This is a genomic window from Oceaniradius stylonematis, assembly GCF_003149475.2.
GTDB lineage: Bacteria > Pseudomonadota > Alphaproteobacteria > Rhizobiales > Rhizobiaceae > Roseitalea > Roseitalea stylonematis.
Genome location: NZ_QFWV02000001.1, coordinates 46,873 through 64,759 on the forward strand (window position 1 = coordinate 46,873; position 17,887 = coordinate 64,759).

The 17,887-nt window shown below is 65.3% G+C and carries 15 protein-coding genes, 1 tRNA gene and 2 pseudogenes; 10 read left to right on the forward strand and 8 right to left on the reverse strand.

Annotated elements, in window-relative coordinates; genetic code table 11:
* Positions 1-31 precede the first annotated feature (31 nt).
* Both DEM25_RS00245 and DEM25_RS00250 read left to right on the forward strand, forming a co-directional pair.
* Positions 32-1,613 (forward strand): annotated as a pseudogene (locus DEM25_RS00245) (glucose-6-phosphate isomerase).
* Positions 1,614-1,658: 45 nt separating this feature from the next.
* Positions 1,659-3,387, forward strand: a pseudogene (locus tag DEM25_RS00250) (IlvD/Edd family dehydratase).
* Positions 3,388-3,456: 69 nt separating this feature from the next.
* Here the strand turns inward: DEM25_RS00250 and DEM25_RS00255 are convergent.
* The 5 genes from DEM25_RS00255 to DEM25_RS00275 form a co-directional block, all read right to left on the reverse strand.
* Positions 3,457-4,575, reverse strand: a complete 1,119-nt coding sequence (locus DEM25_RS00255) for an ABC transporter ATP-binding protein (protein WP_109768737.1) — start codon at positions 4,573-4,575, stop codon at positions 3,457-3,459.
* A 35-nt stretch (positions 4,576-4,610) separates the two neighbouring features.
* The gene (gene bglA / locus DEM25_RS00260) at positions 4,611-6,281 is read right to left on the reverse strand and encodes a beta-galactosidase BglA (protein WP_109768738.1); all 1,671 of its coding nucleotides are present in this window, start codon (positions 6,279-6,281) and stop codon (positions 4,611-4,613) included.
* Between the two features lie 30 nt (positions 6,282-6,311).
* Positions 6,312-7,469: a carbohydrate ABC transporter permease gene (locus tag DEM25_RS00265; protein ID WP_109768739.1), complete on the reverse strand. Its 1,158-nt coding sequence runs from the start codon at positions 7,467-7,469 to the stop codon at positions 6,312-6,314.
* Positions 7,469-8,701, reverse strand: a complete 1,233-nt coding sequence (locus DEM25_RS00270; RefSeq protein WP_109768740.1) for a carbohydrate ABC transporter permease — start codon at positions 8,699-8,701, stop codon at positions 7,469-7,471. The genes DEM25_RS00265 and DEM25_RS00270 overlap by 1 nt, the downstream gene beginning before the upstream one ends.
* Before the next feature lie 109 nt (positions 8,702-8,810).
* Complete coding sequence (locus DEM25_RS00275) at positions 8,811-10,169, reverse strand: ABC transporter substrate-binding protein (RefSeq protein WP_109768754.1); 1,359 nt, start codon at positions 10,167-10,169, stop codon at positions 8,811-8,813.
* Positions 10,170-10,443: 274 nt separating this feature from the next.
* On the opposite strand from DEM25_RS00275, the gene DEM25_RS00280 reads away from it, so the two are divergent.
* A complete protein-coding gene (locus tag DEM25_RS00280; RefSeq protein WP_245412701.1) occupies positions 10,444-11,499 on the forward strand; it encodes a LacI family DNA-binding transcriptional regulator in 1,056 nt (351 codons plus the stop codon).
* 65 nt (positions 11,500-11,564) lie between these two features.
* Positions 11,565-11,639: transfer RNA gene (locus tag DEM25_RS00285), tRNA-Gln, on the forward strand.
* Between the two features lie 144 nt (positions 11,640-11,783).
* Here the strand turns inward: DEM25_RS00285 and DEM25_RS00290 are convergent.
* Complete coding sequence (locus DEM25_RS00290; RefSeq protein ID WP_158585122.1) at positions 11,784-12,077, reverse strand: PepSY domain-containing protein; 294 nt, start codon at positions 12,075-12,077, stop codon at positions 11,784-11,786.
* 126 nt (positions 12,078-12,203) lie between these two features.
* Here DEM25_RS00290 and DEM25_RS00295 point away from each other — a divergent pair, with 126 nt between their 5' ends.
* From DEM25_RS00295 to DEM25_RS17695, 4 genes are all read left to right on the forward strand, one after another.
* Positions 12,204-12,551: a PepSY domain-containing protein gene (locus DEM25_RS00295; RefSeq protein ID WP_109768743.1), complete on the forward strand. Its 348-nt coding sequence runs from the start codon at positions 12,204-12,206 to the stop codon at positions 12,549-12,551.
* Positions 12,551-13,216: a response regulator transcription factor gene (locus DEM25_RS00300; RefSeq protein WP_109768744.1), complete on the forward strand. Its 666-nt coding sequence runs from the start codon at positions 12,551-12,553 to the stop codon at positions 13,214-13,216. Before DEM25_RS00295 ends, DEM25_RS00300 begins: the two co-directional genes overlap by 1 nt.
* Positions 13,213-14,556, forward strand: a complete 1,344-nt coding sequence (locus DEM25_RS00305) for a sensor histidine kinase (protein ID WP_109768745.1) — start codon at positions 13,213-13,215, stop codon at positions 14,554-14,556. Before DEM25_RS00300 ends, DEM25_RS00305 begins: the two co-directional genes overlap by 4 nt.
* A gap of 102 nt (positions 14,557-14,658) precedes the next feature.
* Positions 14,659-14,808, forward strand: coding sequence for a hypothetical protein (locus DEM25_RS17695; RefSeq protein WP_158585123.1), 150 nt, complete (start codon positions 14,659-14,661; stop codon positions 14,806-14,808).
* A 37-nt stretch (positions 14,809-14,845) separates the two neighbouring features.
* On the opposite strand, the gene DEM25_RS00310 is transcribed toward DEM25_RS17695, so the two are convergent.
* A complete protein-coding gene (locus tag DEM25_RS00310) occupies positions 14,846-15,691 on the reverse strand; it encodes an LOG family protein (RefSeq protein ID WP_109768746.1) in 846 nt (281 codons plus the stop codon).
* 153 nt (positions 15,692-15,844) lie between these two features.
* Here DEM25_RS00310 and dapD point away from each other — a divergent pair, with 153 nt between their 5' ends.
* Together dapD and DEM25_RS00320 are read left to right on the forward strand one after the other, a co-directional pair.
* Complete coding sequence (gene dapD, locus DEM25_RS00315; protein ID WP_109768747.1) at positions 15,845-16,699, forward strand: 2,3,4,5-tetrahydropyridine-2,6-dicarboxylate N-succinyltransferase; 855 nt, start codon at positions 15,845-15,847, stop codon at positions 16,697-16,699.
* A 5-nt stretch (positions 16,700-16,704) separates the two neighbouring features.
* Entirely contained in the window at positions 16,705-17,091 is a 387-nt protein-coding gene (locus DEM25_RS00320) for a DUF805 domain-containing protein (RefSeq protein WP_109768748.1), read from the forward strand.
* Between the two features lie 10 nt (positions 17,092-17,101).
* On the opposite strand, the gene DEM25_RS00325 is transcribed toward DEM25_RS00320, so the two are convergent.
* On the reverse strand, positions 17,102-17,686 hold the full coding sequence (locus DEM25_RS00325; protein WP_109768749.1) for a transglutaminase-like cysteine peptidase: 585 nt from the start codon (positions 17,684-17,686) through the stop codon (positions 17,102-17,104).
* Between the last annotated feature and the right edge of the window lie 201 nt (positions 17,687-17,887).

Genomic DNA, 17,887 nt, shown 5'->3' on the forward strand with positions numbered 1-17,887 from the left:
CTAAAGCGCTGTGCAACAAGGGGACACCGCCATGACCAGCAAGACCGACGCCATCAAGGCCCTCAAGGCGCACGCCGCGACCGGCGCGCCGACCGACATGCGCGCCGCGTTCGCCCGCGACGCCAACCGGTTCGAGGCCCATTCCGCCCGGCTCGACGACATGCTGCTCGACTGGTCGAAATGCCGGGTCAACGGTCAGACGCTGGACCTGCTCGAAAGACTTGCGGATACCTGTGACGTCGACGGCCGGCGCGCGGCGATGTTCGCCGGCGAAGCGATCAACACGACCGAGGGTCGCGCGGTCCTGCACACCGCGCTCCGCAACCGGTCCGGCGATCCGGTCATGGTCGACGGCGCCGACGTGATGCCAGCCGTCAATGCCGTGCTCGCCGCGATGGCCGATTTCTGCCATGGCGTGCGCGACGGCGCGATCCGCGGCGCCACCGGCGAACCGATCGCCGACGTCGTCAATATCGGCATTGGCGGCTCCGATCTGGGACCTGCGATGGCGGTGCGCGCGCTTTCGCCCTTCCATGACGGACCGCGCTGTCATTTCGTCTCCAATGTCGACGGCGCCGACATTGGAGACACGCTCGCCGGGCTCGACCCGGCCCGCACCCTTTTCATCATCGCCTCGAAGACCTTCACCACCATTGAGACGATGACCAATGCGGCGACCGCCCGCAAATGGCTGGTCGGCCAGCTTGGCGAAGATGCCGTCGGGGCGCATTTCTGCGCGGTCTCCACGGCGCTCGACAAGGTGGCCGATTTCGGGATCGGCGCCGACCGGACCTTCGGCTTCTGGGACTGGGTCGGCGGGCGCTATTCGCTGTGGGGCGCGATCGGCCTGCCGATCATGATGGCGATCGGACCGACGCGGTTCGGCCGTTTTCTGGACGGCGCGCACGCCATGGACACCCATTTCAGGACCGCGCCGATGCGGCAGAACCTGCCCGTCATGGCCGGCCTGATCGGCTACTGGAACAGGGCGATCAGCGGCTATCCGTCCCGCGCGGTGATCCCCTACGACCAGCGGCTGGCGCGCCTGCCGGCCTATCTGCAGCNTCGTGTGGGGCGAGCCGGGCACCAACGGCCAGCACGCCTTCTTCCAGCTGCTGCACCAGGGCACCGACATCATCCCGGTCGAGTTCCTCGTCGCCGCCAACGGGCACGAGGACGATCTGGCCCATCATCACCATTTGCTGCTGGCCAACTGTCTTGCCCAGTCCGAGGCGCTGATGAAGGGCCGCACGCTGAAGGAAGCGACCGACCAATTGCTGGCCAACGGCATGGAAGAAGCGGCGGCCAATGCGCTGGCGCCGCACAAGGTGTTCACCGGCAACCGGCCCTCGACCACGTTGGTCTATGACCGGCTCGACCCCTTTACGCTGGGACGGATCATAGCGCTTTACGAACACCGCGTCTTCGTCGAGGCGCAGCTTTTCGGCATCAACGCGTTCGACCAGTGGGGTGTGGAACTGGGCAAGGAACTGGCGACCGCCCTGCTGCCGGTGGTCGAAACCGGCGACGGAGCCGACCAGCGCGACGCGTCGACCGCCGCGCTGGTGGCCCATGTCCGGGCTTTGCGGGCGGGCGGGCAAGCCGACGCTTGATCGGCGTCCCCTTTGCCCATACCGGTAGGGCAAAGGGGAACGCATATGAACAGCAAGCGCACCACCAGACTGCGCAGCCAGGCCTGGTTCGACAATCCGGACAATCCGGACATGACCGCGCTCTATCTGGAGCGCTATCTGAACTACGGCATCACGCGCGAGGAGCTGCAGTCGGGCAAGCCGATCATCGGCATCGCGCAGACGGGTTCTGACATCGCGCCATGCAACCGGCACCATATCGAACTGGCCAAGCGGGTGCGCGACGGCATCATCGCGGCGGGCGGCGTGCCGCTCGAATTCCCGGTCCATCCGATCCAGGAGACCGGCAAGCGGCCGACCGCGGCACTGGACCGCAATCTGCAATATCTGTCCTGCGTCGAGGTCCTGTACGGCTACCCGATCGACGGGGCGGTGCTGACGATCGGCTGCGATAAGACCACGCCTGCCCTTCTGATGGCCGCCGCGACCGTCAACATCCCCGCCATCGCGCTGTCGGTCGGGCCGATGCTCAATGGCTGGCATCGGGGCGAGCGGGCCGGCTCGGGCACGATCATCTGGAAGTACCGCGAAAAGCTCGCTGCCGGCGAGATCGACTATGACCAGTTCATGGACGCGGCGGCGGCCTCAGCGCCGTCGGTCGGTTATTGCAACACGATGGGCACGGCGACGACGATGAATTCGCTTGCCGAAGCGCTTGGCATGCAGCTGCCCGGGTCGGCGGCGATTCCGGCGCCCTATCGCGAGCGCGGCCAGATGGCCTACGAGACCGGCCGTATGGCGGTCGAGGCTGTGCTTGAACAACGCACACCCTCGGCCATCATGACGCGGGAAGCCTTTGAGAACGCCATCGTCGTCAACTCGGCGATTGGCGGGTCGTCCAATGCGCCGATCCATCTGAACGGGCTGGCTCGGCATCTGGGTCTCGAACTGACGCCGGACGACTGGCAGCGGCTCGGCCATGCCGTGCCGCTTCTCGTCAATCTGCAGCCGGCCGGCGAGTATCTGGGCGAGGATTATCACCGCGCCGGCGGCGTGCCGGCGGTGGTGGCCGAACTGATCCGCAACGATCTTCTGCCGCATCCGGGCGCGATCACCGTCAATGGCCGGACGATGGCCGACAATTGCGCCGATGCCGAGAACCGGAACGAAGACGTCATCCGGACGGTCGCGACCGCGCTGAAGAGCGAAGCGGGCTTCATCAACCTGAAAGGCAATCTGTTCCGCTCGGCGATCATGAAAACCTCGGTCATCTCCGAGGACTTCCGCAAACGCTTTCTGTCGAACCCTGACGNCGACCGAAGGCATCGACGAGAACACCATACTCGTCATGCGCGGGGCGGGGCCGATCGGCTACCCGGGCGGGGCGGAAGTGGTCAACATGCGGCCGCCGGACGCGCTGATCAAACGCGGCATCACCTCCCTGCCCTGCATCGGCGACGGGCGCCAGTCGGGCACGTCCGGTTCGCCCTCGATCCTCAACGCCTCGCCCGAGGCGGCGGCTGGCGGCACTCTTGCGCTGCTCGAAAATGGCGACCGGCTGCGGGTCGATCTGAAAGCCGGCACGGTGAACGTTCTGCTCGATGATGCTGAACTGGAAGCGCGCCGCGCGGCGCTCGACGCGAAGGGCGGCTATGCCTATCCGGCGTCCCAGACGCCGTGGCAGGCGATCCAGCGCTCAATGGTCTGCCAGTTCGACGAGGGCATGGTGCTGGACCCGGCGGTTGAATTTCAGCGCATCGACGAGACCAAAGGGCTGCCGCGCGACAGCCATTGACGGACTGCTAGCGGACCGGCGCGCCCTCCCACATTCACAGGGACGGCGGCTTTATCCCGGAGATGGGCGTCAGGCCGCTTCCTTGGCCTCGGCCTTGCGCGCCATGGAATGGCCGTCGGAGTCGAACAAATGGAGCTGTTCGGCATCGGCGGTCAGGGAAATGGCGGTGCCGCGCTCGACCTGATGGTAGCCGGGCAGCTTGGCCAGCACGGCTTCCTCGTGACCCTCGACCTGCACATAAAGCAGCGTGACTTCGCCGAGCGCCTCGACAATGTCGATCATGCCGTTGACGATCGGCGTTTCACCCTTTCCGGCGATGCGCAGGTCCTCGGGACGGACGCCGAGCTTGACGGCATCGCCGGCCTTGGCGCCCGTTCCGGCGATCGGCACCGTCGCCTTGCCGCCGCTTTCGACGTCGACGGCGACCTTGCCGCTCGAAGCCGAAGCGACCGAGCCATCGAGAATGTTCATCGCCGGCGAACCGATGAACTGCGCGACGAACAGGTTGGCGGGCTTGTGGTAGAGGTCCATCGGCGCGCCGACCTGTTCGACATAGCCGCCCCGCAGGACGACGATCCGGTCGGCCAGCGTCATCGCCTCGACCTGGTCGTGGGTGACGTAGATCATCGTCGTGTCGGGCATGGTTTCGTTCAGCTTGGCGATCTCGATGCGGGTGGCAACGCGCAGCGCGGCATCGAGGTTCGACAAAGGCTCGTCGAACAGGAACACCTTGGGGTCGCGGCAGATGGCGCGGCCAATGGCGACCCGCTGGCGCTGGCCGCCCGACAGCGCCTTGGGCAGCCGGTCAAGGTAGGGTCCGAGCTGCAGGATGTCGGCGGCGTTCCTGACGCGATCCTCGATCTCCTGCTTGGACTTCTTGGCCAGCCGCATGCCGAACGCCATGTTGTCGTAGACGGTCATGTGCGGGTAGAGCGCATAGGTCTGGAACACCATGGCGATGCCCCGCTCGGACGGCGGGATGTTGTTGACGACGCGCCCGTCGATTTCCATCGTGCCGGCCGTGATCCGCTCGAGCCCGGCGATGGTGCGCAAAAGGGTCGACTTGCCGCAACCCGACGGGCCGACAAAGACGACGAACTCGCCGCTCTCGATTTCCAGATCGATGCCGTGCAGCACCTCGACATCGCCATATGACTTGACGATCTTCGTCAGTTTCAGGTCAGCCATAGTCTCCTCCCGCCGGCAGCCGGTTGCGCCGGTTCCTATGCTTCCATGGTCGCGAAAAACGCGCCAAAGGGCGCCAATTCGAGTGTGTCGCCCTCGCGCGGCACATCGCCGTGCGGGCTGTTCTCGACGGCCTGCCAGCCCTTGTCGTCGAGTTCGACCGAACGCGGCCGGTCGCTCATGTTGATGACGACAAGCATCCTGGTGCCCTGATGCTCGCGTACGAACATCAGCACATTGTCCGGCGCATCGGCAAAGGCGATCGAGCCCTTGGCGAAGACCTGATGGCGTTCGCGGAAGGCGAGCATCCGGCGATAGTGCTGCAGAATGCTGTCGTCGTGCTCCGCCTGCAGGTCGGCCGTGCTGGTCAGATGTTCGTAGGGCACCGGCAGCCAGGGCTTGCCCTCCGAAAAGCCGGCATTGGGCTCGTTGTGGCTCCACACCATGGGCGTGCGGCAGCCGTCGCGCCCCTTGAAGGTCGGCCAGAACTGGATGCCGTAAGGATCCTGCAAATCCTCGAAATCGAGCACCGCCTCGGTCAGTCCGAGTTCCTCGCCCTGGTAGAGACACACCGATCCGCGCAGCGTCAGGATCAGCGTGGCATTCATCTTCAGAAAGCCGTTGCGGTCGACGACATGGTCGGCCCACCGGCTGCCGTGGCGGACCACATCATGGTTCGAAAACGCCCAGCAGCACCAGCCTGTCGGCGCCGCATCCTCGAACTCCTGGACGACCTCGCGCACACGTTCGGCTGTCAGCCGGGTCGAGGACAGAAAGTCGAACGAATAGCACATATGCATGCGGTCGCTGCCGGTAGTGTAGTCGGCGACGATCTGCAGGCCGCGCTGCGCATCGCCCACCTCGCCAACTGCGGCAGCGGCGGGATATTCGTCCAGAAGCGCGCGGAAGCGTTCCAGGAAGGCGAGATTCTCCGGCTGGCTCTTGTCGTACAGATGGTCCTGATGATTGTAGGGGTTGACGTCCGGCGCGATAGTGGCGTTGCGCAATTCGGGCGCCAGCGGCGGATTGTTCTCAAGTCCGGTCGAGTGAAAGTAGAAATTCACCGTGTCCAGCCGGAAGCCGTCGACACCGCGATCGAGCCAGAAGCGCACATCGGCCAGCAGGGCTTCCTGCACGTCGGGATTGTGGAAATTGAGGTCCGGCTGGCTCTTGAGAAAGTTGTGCAGATAATACTGCCGCCGGTTGGTGTCCCACTCCCAGGCCGAACCGCCGAAAATCGACAGCCAGTTGTTGGGCGGCGTGCCGTCATCCTTGGGATCGGCCCACACATACCAGTCCGCATAGCGGTTGGTCTTGTCCATGCGGCTGTGGCGGAACCAATGATGCTGGTCCGAGGTGTGCGACAGAACCTGGTCGATCATCACCTTGAGGCCGAGCCGGTGCGCCTCGGCGATCATCGCGTCGAAGTCGGCGAGCGTGCCGAACATCGGATCGACGGCGCGGTAGTCGCTGACATCGTAGCCGAAATCGTCCATCGGCGACTTGAAGAAGGGCGAGACCCAGATCGCGTCGACACCGAGCGAGGCGACATAGGGCAGCCGGCGCGTGATGCCGCGCAGATCGCCGATGCCGTCATTGTTGGTGTCCTGGAACGACCGCGGATAGATCTGGTAGATCACCGCGCCGCGCCACCAGTCGCGGTCGGTTTCGTGGCTCGTGACAAGTCCGGGGGCCTTTTCGGCCGGCATGTCGTATATGACGTTCACGGATCGATTTTCCTATTTCACCGAGCCGGCCAGAAGGCCGCGCACCAGATAACGTTGCATGGCGAAGAAGACGGCGAGCGGCACCGAAATCGAAACGAACGCGGCCGTTGCGAGGATTTCCCAGTTGCCCCCGCGCGTGCCGAGCAGTTCGACGATCTGCCGGGTCATCACGGTCGTCTCGCCGGTCGCATCGATCAGGAAGACCAGCGCGACGAGCAGGTCGTTCCAGGTCCACAGGAACTGGAAGATGGCGAACGAGGCGAGCGCCGGGAACGAAAGCGGCAGGATGATCCGCACGAAGATCTGGAAGTCGGTCGCGCCGTCCACGCGGGCGTTTTCGATGATGTCGCGCGGCAGGCCGACCATGTAGTTGCGCAACAGGTAGATCGCCAACGGCAGGCCGAAGCCGGTGTGCGCCAGCCAGACACCCAGGTAACCCTTGCCGATGCCCACCGCATTGTGAAGCTGAAGGAGCGGGATCAGCGCCAATTGCAGCGGCACGACGAGTAGCCCGACGACCGCGGCGATCAACAGCGCTCTTCCGGGAAACTCCATCCATGCCAGCGCATAGGCGGCGAAGGCGGCGATCAGGATCGGGATGATCGTCGCCGGTATCACCACGGTCAACGTGTTGAAGAATGCCTTTGCCATATTGTCCTGGCCGGTGCCGGAGAACAGTACGGTCTGATAGTTCTGGGTCGTGAAATCGGGCGGCAGAAGCGCAGTGACGAAGACGCGCTGGCCGCGACGGCCCGGCTCCTCGACGCTGGTGTAGAGATAGGTGCCGTCGGCGTTCAGGGTCAGCGTCTCGCCGTCACCGAACTCCGCCGTCTCGCCGATCTCATAGGCACTGACCGCGCGCGAGGAAACGCCATAGCTGACCAATTCAACGGCGCCGGGCGCGTCTTCGGCATCGGTCAGAATGTTGCCCTCGACGACGAACACACCGTCTTCCTGCCGCGCGGCATCGCGGCCGCCGGTGCGCACCTGGATGACCTGCTCGGAGGTCGACAGCGAGGCCCACCAGCCCGATGCCGAAATCTGGTCGGCGGTGCGGAACGAGGAGATCAGCAGGCCGACGGTCGGGAACAGCCAGAGCAGCACGAGCGCTGCCACCGACAGGTGAACGGCCCAGCTCAGAGCGGATTTGGTACCGACGGTGTCACTCATCAGCGCATCTCCTTGCGGGCGTTGTAGACGTTCCAGACCAGGATTGGCGTCACCAGCAGCATGATCACCATCGCACTGGCCGAACCGACGCCCCAGTCATTGGCGCGGAACAGCTTGTCGTACATGTAGTTGGCGAGAACCTGTGTCTCCCACTGGCCGTTGGTCATGGCGAACACGATGTCGAAGACCTTGAGCACGGTGATGGTGATCGTCGTCCAGACGACGACGATGGTGCCCATGATCTGCGGGATCTTGATCTTGAAGAAGATCTGGAACGGATTGGCGCCGTCGATGATCGCCGCTTCGATGGTCTCCTCGGGAATGCCGCGCAGCGCCGCCGACAGGATGACCATGGCAAAGCCGGTCTGGATCCAGATCAGCACGACCATGAGGAAGAAATTGTTCCAGAAGGGCAGCGTCAGCCATTGCTGCGGCTCGCCATAGGGCGGCTGGGCCGTCCAGACGCCGACCAGGGAGGACAATGACATCCAGACCAGCCAGACGCCGAGCAGCGCGCCGATCAGCCGCAACGGGATGAACGGCACCGCCCTTCTGCCTTCGCGGTCGATGATCGGATTGACCAGCAGAAAGGTCGTGTAGCCGACAATGCCGGCGAACCCGAGCAGCACGATGGTCGGCAGCAACTGAAGCACGAACAGCGAGCCGAAGCCGCCGTCGAACTGCATCCAGATCGCGTTCAGAATGCCGATCTGCGGCGTGTCGGCCGGGCGGGCGTCATAAATCAGCTTGAAGATGACCGAGGCGCCGACAAAGGAGATCGCCATCGGCATGAAGATCAGCGACTTGGCGATGTTGCCCCAGGAGATGCGGTCGGTGAGCTGGGCGACCAGAAGGCCGAAACCGGTGGATGCGGCGGGTACGACGATCAGCCAGAGCATGTTGTTGCGGATCGCTTCCCAGAATTTGGGCTCCGCCATCATCTGGTTGTAGTTGGCAAGCCCGACGAAGGCGCCGCCCTGGGTCCTGTCGGTCAGCGACAGACGCAGCGTTTCGAAGACGGGATAGCCGAGATAAAGCCCGAGCGCGAAGATGGCGGGAAACAGGAACAGCCAGGGGCGCACCTGGTTGGCGCGGTTGATGTTGTCGCCGGCTTTCGGTCCCTTGGCGGGAAAGATCACCTTGTCGAGGATCTGGTTGGAAAAGTAGAAATATCCGACGCAGCCGCCGACGCCCACCAATATCGTGATGAGACCCTGCAATGCTGGGTTCATGGTGCCCTCCCGGCGCTGGACGACCGGCGCGATGTCCGGCGTGCGCTCGTTGTCTTTGGCGGCGGGAGGCGGCGAACCGCCCCCCGCCCAGCTTAGGTGGATGCGGCGCTTATTTCAGCGCCTCCCAGCTGGCCTGGATCTCGTCGGCCACGGCCTGGGCATCCTTGCCGCCCGTATAGTCGACCATGCCGGTCCAGAAGGAACCGGCACCCACGCCGCCGGGCATCAGGTCGGACCCGTCGAAGCGGAAAGTGGTGGCGTTGACGAGAATCTCGCCCTGCCCCTTCAGCGCATCGTTCATGTAGGTGTCGGCATTGACACCCTTGTGCGGCGTCAGGAAACCGGTCTGCGCCATCATGATCTCATGGGCGATCGGCAGCTTGAAGAACTCCATGAGGTGGTTGGTCGCCTCGGAGGGATCGGTGATCGACATCAGCGTGCCGCCGCCCAGAACCGGGTTGCCCAGATCCTTTTCGGCAAAGGCGGGGAAGTAGAAGAAGTCGACATCTTCACCGAACTCGATGCCCTCGGGGAAGAAGGCCGGCACGAACGATGCCTGGCGGTGCATGTAGCACTGCGGCGGCGATGCAAACAGACCCTTCGGCGAATCGCGGAAGTCGGTCGAGGCCACCTGGCCTGCACCGCCGGAGACGAAGTCGTCATTGCGGGCAAACCAGCCGAATTCCTCGATGGCGGCCACCACGCGCTCGTCGTTGAAGGGAATTTCGTTCGTCGTCCATCCGTCATAGACTTCCGGCGGCTGGGTGCGCAGCATGATGTCCTCGACCCAGTCGGTTGCAGGCCAGCCAGTGGCGGCACCCGAACCCAGACCGATGCACCAGGGCGTTTCGCCGTCGGCGGCGATCTGCTCGGTCAGCGCCTTGAGCTCTTCCATCGATTCAGGGACTTCATAGCCGGCATCCTCGAAGTTCTCCGGCACGTACCAGACCAGGCTCTTGACGTTGACATTGTAGAAGAAGCCGAAGAGCTGGTCGTTGCCGTCCTGGTCGGGATAGGTGCCCAGATCGACCCAGCTTTCGCCGGCACCGTAGTTCTCGGCAACCCACTCTCCCATGCCTTCGGGCAGCGGAGACAGAAGGCCGCGCGAGGCCATGTCGGCGGCAAGGCCCGGCTGCGGGAAGACCGCAACGTTCGGCGCAGAGCCGGCCTCGGCATCGATGACGATCTGCTGTTCGAACGAATCCGAGCCCGTGTAGATCGCCTCGGCGCCGGTGGCGGCGGCAAAATAGGCGATCGCCGAACGGAACACCTCGTCCTCCGGCTGCAGCCAGGGGCCGGCGATCGTCACGGTCTGGCCGCTCAGATCAGGCGCCGATTCAGCCCATTCATTGTAGCTTTCCCAGCTGAAATCGCCTTCCCCAACGGGGAAAACGAGGTCCTGAGCCTGGACGCTGCCGGCGGCCAGCACGGCAAGACCGGCCACGCCGGCCAGAAGAGTTCTTTTCATCGGTGATCCTCCCAGATCGATGTCGCGCATTGGTACGATACGAACAACCACGCGCAGTCAAAGCGCTTTGGCTTGCCCGACTTTGGTCGTGGAAGCGCAGCGAGTCAAGCGCTTTGTCCCGCCTGCAAGTTCCCTTGCGGCAAACGTGACGGGTCGGCCGGCCGCGAAGTAACCGCGGCGTACCGGCAATTGCCGCAACAGGCTTGCCTAACGCGCCAATGTGCGTCTTGATATCGACCTCAAAGCCCTTTGAGCCGATGATCGGGAGGAGATGTTGGCCAATTTGAAGGAGCTTTCCGAGAAACTCGGGCTCTCACAGACGACCGTCAGCAGGGCGCTGAACGGATATCCGGAGGTCAGCGAGACAACGCGGCAGCGGGTCATCGATGCGGCGCGCGAGCACAATTACGCGCCCGATTCAAGCGCACGCCGGCTGGCGACCGGCAAGACCCGGACGATCGGCCATGTGGTGCCGATCTCCAAGCACGACATGATCAATCCGCACTTCACCGATTTCATCGCCGGCGCGGGCGCGGTCTACAACCGGCGCGGCTACGACATGCTGATTTCGGTGGTCGATGCGGACAAGGAGACCGAGACGTACCGCGCGATGAAGCGCAATCGCCGGGTCGATGGCGTGATCGTGCACGGGCCGGTGGCCAGCGATGCCCGCCCGGGGCTCCTGCACAGCCTGGGCCTGCCGTTCGTCGTGCATGGCCGCACCCTGCAGGACGACGACAGCTATAGCTGGGTCGACGTCAACAACCGCCGGGCCTTTGCCGAGGCGACACGATATCTCATCGGCCTGGGACACCGGCGGATCGCGCTGGTCAATGGCTGGGAGCACATGGTGTTCGCCCGGCGCCGGCGCGAGGGCTATGAGGAAGCGCTGCGCGAGGCGGGCATCGCCGTCGATCCGCTGCTGATGTCGAGCAACGAGATGATCGAACCTGTCGGCCATGAGGCGATGACCGCGTTTCTTGCCAGCGACGATCCGCCGACAGCGGTTCTGGTCGCCAGCGCCCTGTCGGCGCTTGGCGTGATGGGCGCGGTGCGCGAACACGGCCTGGGGCCCGGAACGGATATCTCCATCATCAGCTATGACGACAAGCTGTCGTTCCTCGACATCGGACCGGACGGGATGGGTCTGACCGTGATCCGCTCGGGCATCGGCGAAGCGGGCCGCCACTGCGCCGACATGCTGATCGACATGATCGAGGGGCGGCGCGGCATCGTTCACATGCTGCTGGAGGCAAGCCTGGTGCCGGGCACGAGCACCGGGCCGCCCGCCGGTGTCGCGGTCTCGGGAAAATCCGCGGCGGGCCGTTGACAGGCGGCGCGCTTCCGGCTTTACCCCGTCTTCATCGCGGCCAGGGCACGAACGGGCCGACACGTTGGGGCGTAGCCAAGCGGTAAGGCAGCGGTTTTTGGTACCGCCATGCGCAGGTTCGAATCCTGCCGCCCCAGCCACCTACCGCCACTGATCGGGTTTGCCGCCAACTCGGTCCATGTGGGCGTTCAAGCCCGTGATCGGACAAGACCGGCGGCCGGTCGAGCGGGCCTGGAGGCGGAACGGCTTTCGCCAAATCCGCCCCTTGGGACGCGCAAAAGGCGTCAGTCGTCGATCTTCCATTCCAGGACCTTGCCGGTTACCGGATGGATGTCGGCGTCGATGTCGCGCCCGTTGGCATCATACAGATCGACATCGTAATAGCCGTCGTCGTCGAACTCGATCTCGTCGACCCGGTAGCCTTCCGCCTCGAGCTTGGTGATGACTTCTGACATGCTCATCCTTTCGCCGGTTGCCGGGATGCCCTGGAGAGCCTCGCCGCCGGACGCCTGTGCGGTCACGGCGAAGCTGCCAAGGGCGAGGATTGCGGCGGTTGCAAAGAGGGTTGTGTGTTTCATGATCGATATCCCTTTCCGAGGTGCGGCGGTTGCCGCGTTGACGGTCCGCTTTTGCACCATCGGCCCTGATGGCGGCCTGACGGGCCTTGTCAGCGAATTGTCAGCACGGCCGGTCTAGAGTTCCCCATGCGCAAGATTTTGCTGCCGCTCCTCGTCGCGATGGCCGTCCTTCCCGGGACGGTCGATGCCGACGATCAGGATCGCGCGCTTCAGGCCGTCGAGCTCGGCGAAATCCTGCCGCTCGCCAAAATCCTCGCCATCGTCGACGAACGGTTCGGCGGCCGCGTGATCGAGATCGAACTGGACCGGGACGATGGCGTCTATGTCTACGAGATCGAACTGGTCAGCGCGCAGGGCCGGCTCTACGAGGTCTATGTGAATGCCGCGAACGGGCGCATCATCGAACTGGAAGCCGAAGACGAGTTCTACGACGACGATTATGATGATCATGACGATTACGATGACTGGGACTGATGCGGGCACTCGTCGTCGAGGATGATCAGCGGATCGCTGCGGATCTCGACGCGGCGCTTGGCGCGGCGGGGTTCGTCGTCGAAACCTGCGCGGACGGCGAGGACGCCTGGTTTCTTGGCGACACGGAAGACTATGCGCTGATCGTGCTCGATCTGGGCCTTCCGGCGATGGACGGTCTGAGCGTGCTCAAACGATGGCGGGCGAACGGCCGCAACATGCCGGTGCTCGTGCTGACGGCGCGAGGCGCGTGGATGGAGCGCGTCGAGGGCATCGAGGCCGGCGCCGACGATTATCTCCCCAAACCGTTTCGCATGGAGGAACTCGTCGCAAGGGCGCGGGCGCTGGTGCGGCGCTCGGCGGGGCAGGGCGCGGCGGTACACAGCATCGGGGCGCTGACGCTCGATACCAATCGGATGAGCGTTGCCCTTCGCGGCGTTCCGGTCCGGGTGACCGCGCTTGAATACAGGCTTCTGGCCTATCTGGCGCTGAGCAACGGCCGCGTGGTGCCGCCCGGAGAACTGCTCGAACACCTTTACGGCGATGACGACGCGCGCGAGGCCAACGCGCTCGAAGCCGTCGTCGCGCGGCTGCGCCGCAAGCTGGGCGCCGGTGTCATCGGCACGCGGCGCGGCTTCGGCTATTTCCTCGAAGGGTCGGCGGCTTGACGCGGCTGTCGCTGCGCTGGCGCCTGGTGGTTGCGGGCGCAGCCGCCATTGTCGTCGCGCTCGGCATTGCCGCGGCCGGACTGGCCGCGCTGTTCGCCGGCCATGTCGAACGCCGTGCGATCGCCGAGCTGGAAGTGCATCTGGACCAGGTGCTGGCCGGGCTGACGCGCGACCAATCCGGTCGTCTTCTGGTCGCGCCGCCCGCCGATCCGCGCTTTCAACGCCCGTATGGCGGGCTCTACTGGCAGATCGACCTGGCCGGCGACACGCTGCGCTCGCGGTCGCTTTGGGACCACCGTCTCGCCCTGCCGCCGGACGAGGTCGCCGACGGAGCCGTCCATGTCCACAGGATCGGCGGGCCCGGTGACGCGCCGCTACTGGCGCTGGAACGCATGGTCTCGCTGCCCGCGCCGCTCGGCGGCGGGCGCGTCCGCGCGGCGGTGGCTCTGGATGCGGTCGAACTCGATGCCGCGCGCAACGCCTTCCTCGCCGATCTGGCGCCTTATCTCGGCCTTCTGGCCGCCGCGCTGATCGCGGCGGGCTGGGTCCAGGTCGGTATCGGCCTCAGGCCGATGCGGCGCATCGGCTCACGCGTCGCCGCCATCCGGTCGGGCCGCGCGCACAGGATCGGCGAGGACTGGCCCGCCGAGGTACGGCCGCTCGCCACCGAACTCGACGGTCTTCTTGCGGCGCGCGAGGCCGACATCATGCGCGCCCGCGCCCGCGCCGGCGATCTGGCGCATGGTCTGAAGACGCCGCTGCAGGCGCTGATGGGCGAGGCCGGGCGCCTTTCGCAAGCAGGCGATGCGGCGCACGCCGAGAGCATTGAGGCGATCGCGCGCGCCATGCAGCGTCATGTCGACCGCGAACTGGCGCGCACGCGCGTCGCCGCCGGAGCATCCGCCTCCCGGTGCGATCCGGCCGAGGTCTGCGGGCGGGTCATCGAGGTGGCCCGGCGAACGGCCACCGGCGAACGGCTGACTTGGCATCTCGACGACGTTGGCCGAATCCCGATGGTGGCGATCGATGCAGCCGACCTCGCCGAGGCGCTCGGCGCGCTGGTCGAGAACGCGGCCCGCCACGCGAGCAGCCGGGTCGAACTGGCGGTGCGCCACGCTGACGAAGAGGTGAGCGTTGCGGTGCGCGACGACGGGCCGGGGATCGAGCCCGATCTGCTCGAAAAGGTCACCGCGCGCGGCATGCGGCTGGACGAGGCCGGCACGGGGCTGGGTCTTGCCATTGCGGCCGACATTGCCGAGGCGGCCGGCGGCCGGCTGGTGCTCGCCAATCGCGAAAAGGGACTTGAAGCCAGTCTTCTTCTTCCCGTTGCAGCGTCCTGATTCCCGCCAGCCGATTTCGTCAGCGGACTGTCAGCAAGGGGCCGTTAGCAGGATCGCACACCGGCGCCGATCGGCGGCGCCGGAACTCTCATGGAGACAAGGATGGAACAGATCGACGTGACCCCGAACGGCAACGAACCGCGCCGCCCGATGGACTGGCTCAAGGAAGAGATCACCGTGTCGCTTCCGCGCTACTGGCTGGTGCTGGCCGCAGTCGCCGCGCTGGTGCTCGTCGCCGTGGCGCTCGACTGAAAGGCCGCGCCCCGGCGGCAAGCGGTCGGGGCGCCGCTCACGCCAGCGCGTAGAAATCGGCGATCACTGCCCAGGCTTCGTCGGCGGTGTCGACAAACGAGATCAGTTCGACATCGCCCGGCGAAATCGTGCCCTGTTCGGCGAGAAAGTCGAGATCGATCGCGCCGCGCCAGAACGCCTTGCCGAACAAGAGGAACGGCACGCGCTCCATCCGGCCGGTCTGGATCAGCGTCAGCGCCTCGAACAGTTCGTCCATCGTTCCGAACCCGCCCGGAAAGACCGAGATCGCCTTGGCGCGCAGCAGGAAGTGCATCTTGCGGATCGCGAAATAGTGGAAGTTGAAGCACAGTTCCGGCGTGACATATTCGTTGGGTGCCTGCTCGTGCGGCAGAACGATGTTGAGCCCGATCGAGGGCGCGCCGACATCGGTCGCGCCGCGATTGCCCGCTTCCATGACGCCGGGTCCGCCGCCGGTGACGACCACGAACTCCTTGTAGAGGCTGGCGGCCGAATGGCGCGAGCATTGGCGGGCGAATTCGCGCGCCTGTTCGTAATAGACCGCGTTGGCCTCGAGATTCTTCTTCTGGGTCTCGTTCTTGGCCGCCCATGCTTCGCCGCCCGGCTCGGGAATGCGCGCGCCGCCGAACATCACCACCGTCGAGCGGATGCCGCGCTCTTGGAGCAGCATGTCAGGCTTGAGCAGTTCGAGCTGGAGCCGCACCGGGCGCAGTTCCTCGCGGCACAGGAACTCCGGATCGTCGAAGGCGAGCCTGTAGGCCGGCGCGCGCGTCTGCGGCGTATCGGGCACCTGCTTCGCCCGCTCCATGTCCTTTTCGGACGGAACCAGCGGATCCCAGACATCGTCGCGGCGGCGTGCGCTCATCGCGTTTTCCCCTACCCTGCGTCCGGACCGGCATTCGGACCGGCGCGATTGACCTTCATGCCCGGTCTCGCATAGGTCTTGCACCGATAAACGCGATCGCCGGGCGGTGCCTGATAGCACCGTGCCGGCTGCCCCACAATCAAAGGATGCACCATGTCCGGCCACGACCTCGCCGCCCTCGAACAGACGATCGAAACCGCCTTTGACGCGCGCGACGGGGTGAGCACCGAGACACGCGGCGAGGTCCGCGAGGCGGTCGATGAGGCGCTGAACCTTCTCGATGCCGGCAAGGTGCGCGTCGCCTCGCGCGAGGCGGACGGCACATGGACCGTCCATCAATGGCTGAAAAAGGCGGTGCTATTGTCTTTCCGGCTCAATCCGATGGAGATCATCAAGGGCGGGCCCGGCGATGCGACCTGGTGGGACAAGGTGCCGTCGAAGTTCGATGGCTGGTCCGCATCGGAATTCGAGCGCGCGGGCTTCCGCGCCGTGCCCAACTGCACCGTGCGCCGGTCGGCCCATGTCGCCAAGGGCGCGGTGCTGATGCCGTGTTTCGTCAATCTGGGCGCCCATGTCGACGAGGGCACCATGGTCGATACCTGGGCGACGGTCGGCTCGTGCGCACAGATCGGCAAGAATGTGCATCTGTCGGGCGGCGTCGGCATCGGAGGCGTGCTGGAGCCGATGCAGGCCGGCCCGACCATCATCGAGGACAATTGCTTCATCGGCGCCCGCTCGGAAGTGGTCGAGGGCTGCATCGTGCGCGAAGGCTCGGTGCTCGGCATGGGCGTCTTCATCGGCAAGTCGACCAAGATCGTCAACCGCGCGACCGGCGAGATTTCCTATGGCGAGGTACCGCCCTACTCCGTGGTCGTCGCCGGTTCGATGCCGGGCAGACCGTTCCCGAACGGCGAGCCGGGCCCGAATCTTTACTGCGCGGTGATCGTCAAGACAGTCGACGAGAAGACCCGGTCCAAGACCGGCATCAACGAGCTTTTGAGAGACTGACGATCATGAGCGGCGCGCCCGACCATCCGCTGACCGTGAAATGGGTCCTGTTCGGCTTCAGGGGCCGGATCGGACGCAAGAGCTTCTGGCTCGGAGCGCTCGGCATGATCCTGATCCAGGCGGCGATCGTCGCCCAGATCGCAGCGGCGCCCGAAGACAGCCCGAGCCTGGCACTCTGGGGCCTTGTGATGCTGGCGGTTTGGATCGCGTCGGCCTGGGCGGCGCTGGCGCTCGCGGTCAAACGGCTGCATGATATCGGACTGCCGGGCGCGCTGGCGGTGTTGCTGCTGATCCCGGCGGTGGCGTTCTTCACCTTCGTCGTTCTGGCCGTCTGGCCATCGGCACAAGAGGCCAACGAGCACGGCCCGCCGCCCTTTCCCCGGCCGAACTGAAGAGAATCAATCAGCGCAGCGTAACGCGGGCCGGATCGCCCGTGCGGCCGGTGACGCGCACCCATTGCGACGCGTCGGTCGCCGATTGCAGCTTGGCGAAGCGCATGCGCGAACGGTTCACCGGCAGAACCTCGTCGGTGTTGTTGTCGAGCACGAAGTCGCCCTGCGTGGTGCGCACGACCAGCACGGCATGGACCTCGCCGCGGCTGCGGCCGACCGCGATGCGCAGATGGCCGGGCTTGAAACCACGGCGCAGCAGCTGGTTGCGCTTGGCCAGAACATAATCCTCGCAGTCGCCGGCGCGCGTGCTGGCAAGCCAAATCTCGCGTATGCCGTGCGCCTTCTGGTCGGACATGGGCTCGATGGACCGGTTCACGGCAAGATTGACCTGGCTCAGCGTCGACAGCCGTGCATCGGCGAGCCCGCTGACGCCGCCGTGGCGTCCGCAATCGTTGCGGTTGCGCTTGCAATATTCCATGTGTCCGAAGGGAATGGAGGCACTGCGGCCGGTGGTCAGCCACGAGGAAGCGAGAGCGGTGGAGGCGATAAGGGGCGATAAGAACAAAGCGATCGACAATCCGGCCTTGATCAACATCGTCCTACCCCCTGCAGGTTGACCCCGTTAAGGGCTTTTCCAGCAAAACATCGCACCTGCCTTAGGTAAAGTGTCCGGCCCGGTGGGTGCCAATCACATTCGGGTTACTGCGGGACCGCGCGCCGGGGTGGAGCGTGCGGTCCCGTCTTGGAAGGCCCATCAGGCGAGCCGTCAGTTGTAGACGGGCGAGCCGTCGCCGAG

What these genes read in the sequence shown, in the direction of transcription:
- DEM25_RS00255 (WP_109768737.1), bottom strand. Translation starts at nt 4,575, where the DNA reads ATGGCTGACCTGAAACTGACGAAGATCGTCAAGTCATATGGCGATGTC.
- bglA (WP_109768738.1), bottom strand. Translation starts at nt 6,281, where the DNA reads ATGCCGGCCGAAAAGGCCCCCGGACTTGTCACGAGCCACGAAACCGAC.
- DEM25_RS00265 (WP_109768739.1), bottom strand. Translation starts at nt 7,469, where the DNA reads ATGAGTGACACCGTCGGTACCAAATCCGCTCTGAGCTGGGCCGTTCAC.
- DEM25_RS00270 (WP_109768740.1), bottom strand. Translation starts at nt 8,701, where the DNA reads ATGAACCCAGCATTGCAGGGTCTCATCACGATATTGGTGGGCGTCGGC.
- DEM25_RS00275 (WP_109768754.1), bottom strand. Translation starts at nt 10,169, where the DNA reads ATGAAAAGAACTCTTCTGGCCGGCGTGGCCGGTCTTGCCGTGCTGGCC.
- DEM25_RS00290 (WP_158585122.1), bottom strand. Translation starts at nt 12,077, where the DNA reads ATGAAACACACAACCCTCTTTGCAACCGCCGCAATCCTCGCCCTTGGC.
- DEM25_RS00295 (WP_109768743.1), top strand. Translation starts at nt 12,204, where the DNA reads ATGCGCAAGATTTTGCTGCCGCTCCTCGTCGCGATGGCCGTCCTTCCC.
- DEM25_RS00300 (WP_109768744.1), top strand. Translation starts at nt 12,551, where the DNA reads ATGCGGGCACTCGTCGTCGAGGATGATCAGCGGATCGCTGCGGATCTC.
- DEM25_RS17695 (WP_158585123.1), top strand. Translation starts at nt 14,659, where the DNA reads ATGGAACAGATCGACGTGACCCCGAACGGCAACGAACCGCGCCGCCCG.
- DEM25_RS00310 (WP_109768746.1), bottom strand. Translation starts at nt 15,691, where the DNA reads ATGAGCGCACGCCGCCGCGACGATGTCTGGGATCCGCTGGTTCCGTCC.
- dapD (WP_109768747.1), top strand. Translation starts at nt 15,845, where the DNA reads ATGTCCGGCCACGACCTCGCCGCCCTCGAACAGACGATCGAAACCGCC.
- DEM25_RS00320 (WP_109768748.1), top strand. Translation starts at nt 16,705, where the DNA reads ATGAGCGGCGCGCCCGACCATCCGCTGACCGTGAAATGGGTCCTGTTC.
- DEM25_RS00325 (WP_109768749.1), bottom strand. Translation starts at nt 17,686, where the DNA reads ATGTTGATCAAGGCCGGATTGTCGATCGCTTTGTTCTTATCGCCCCTT.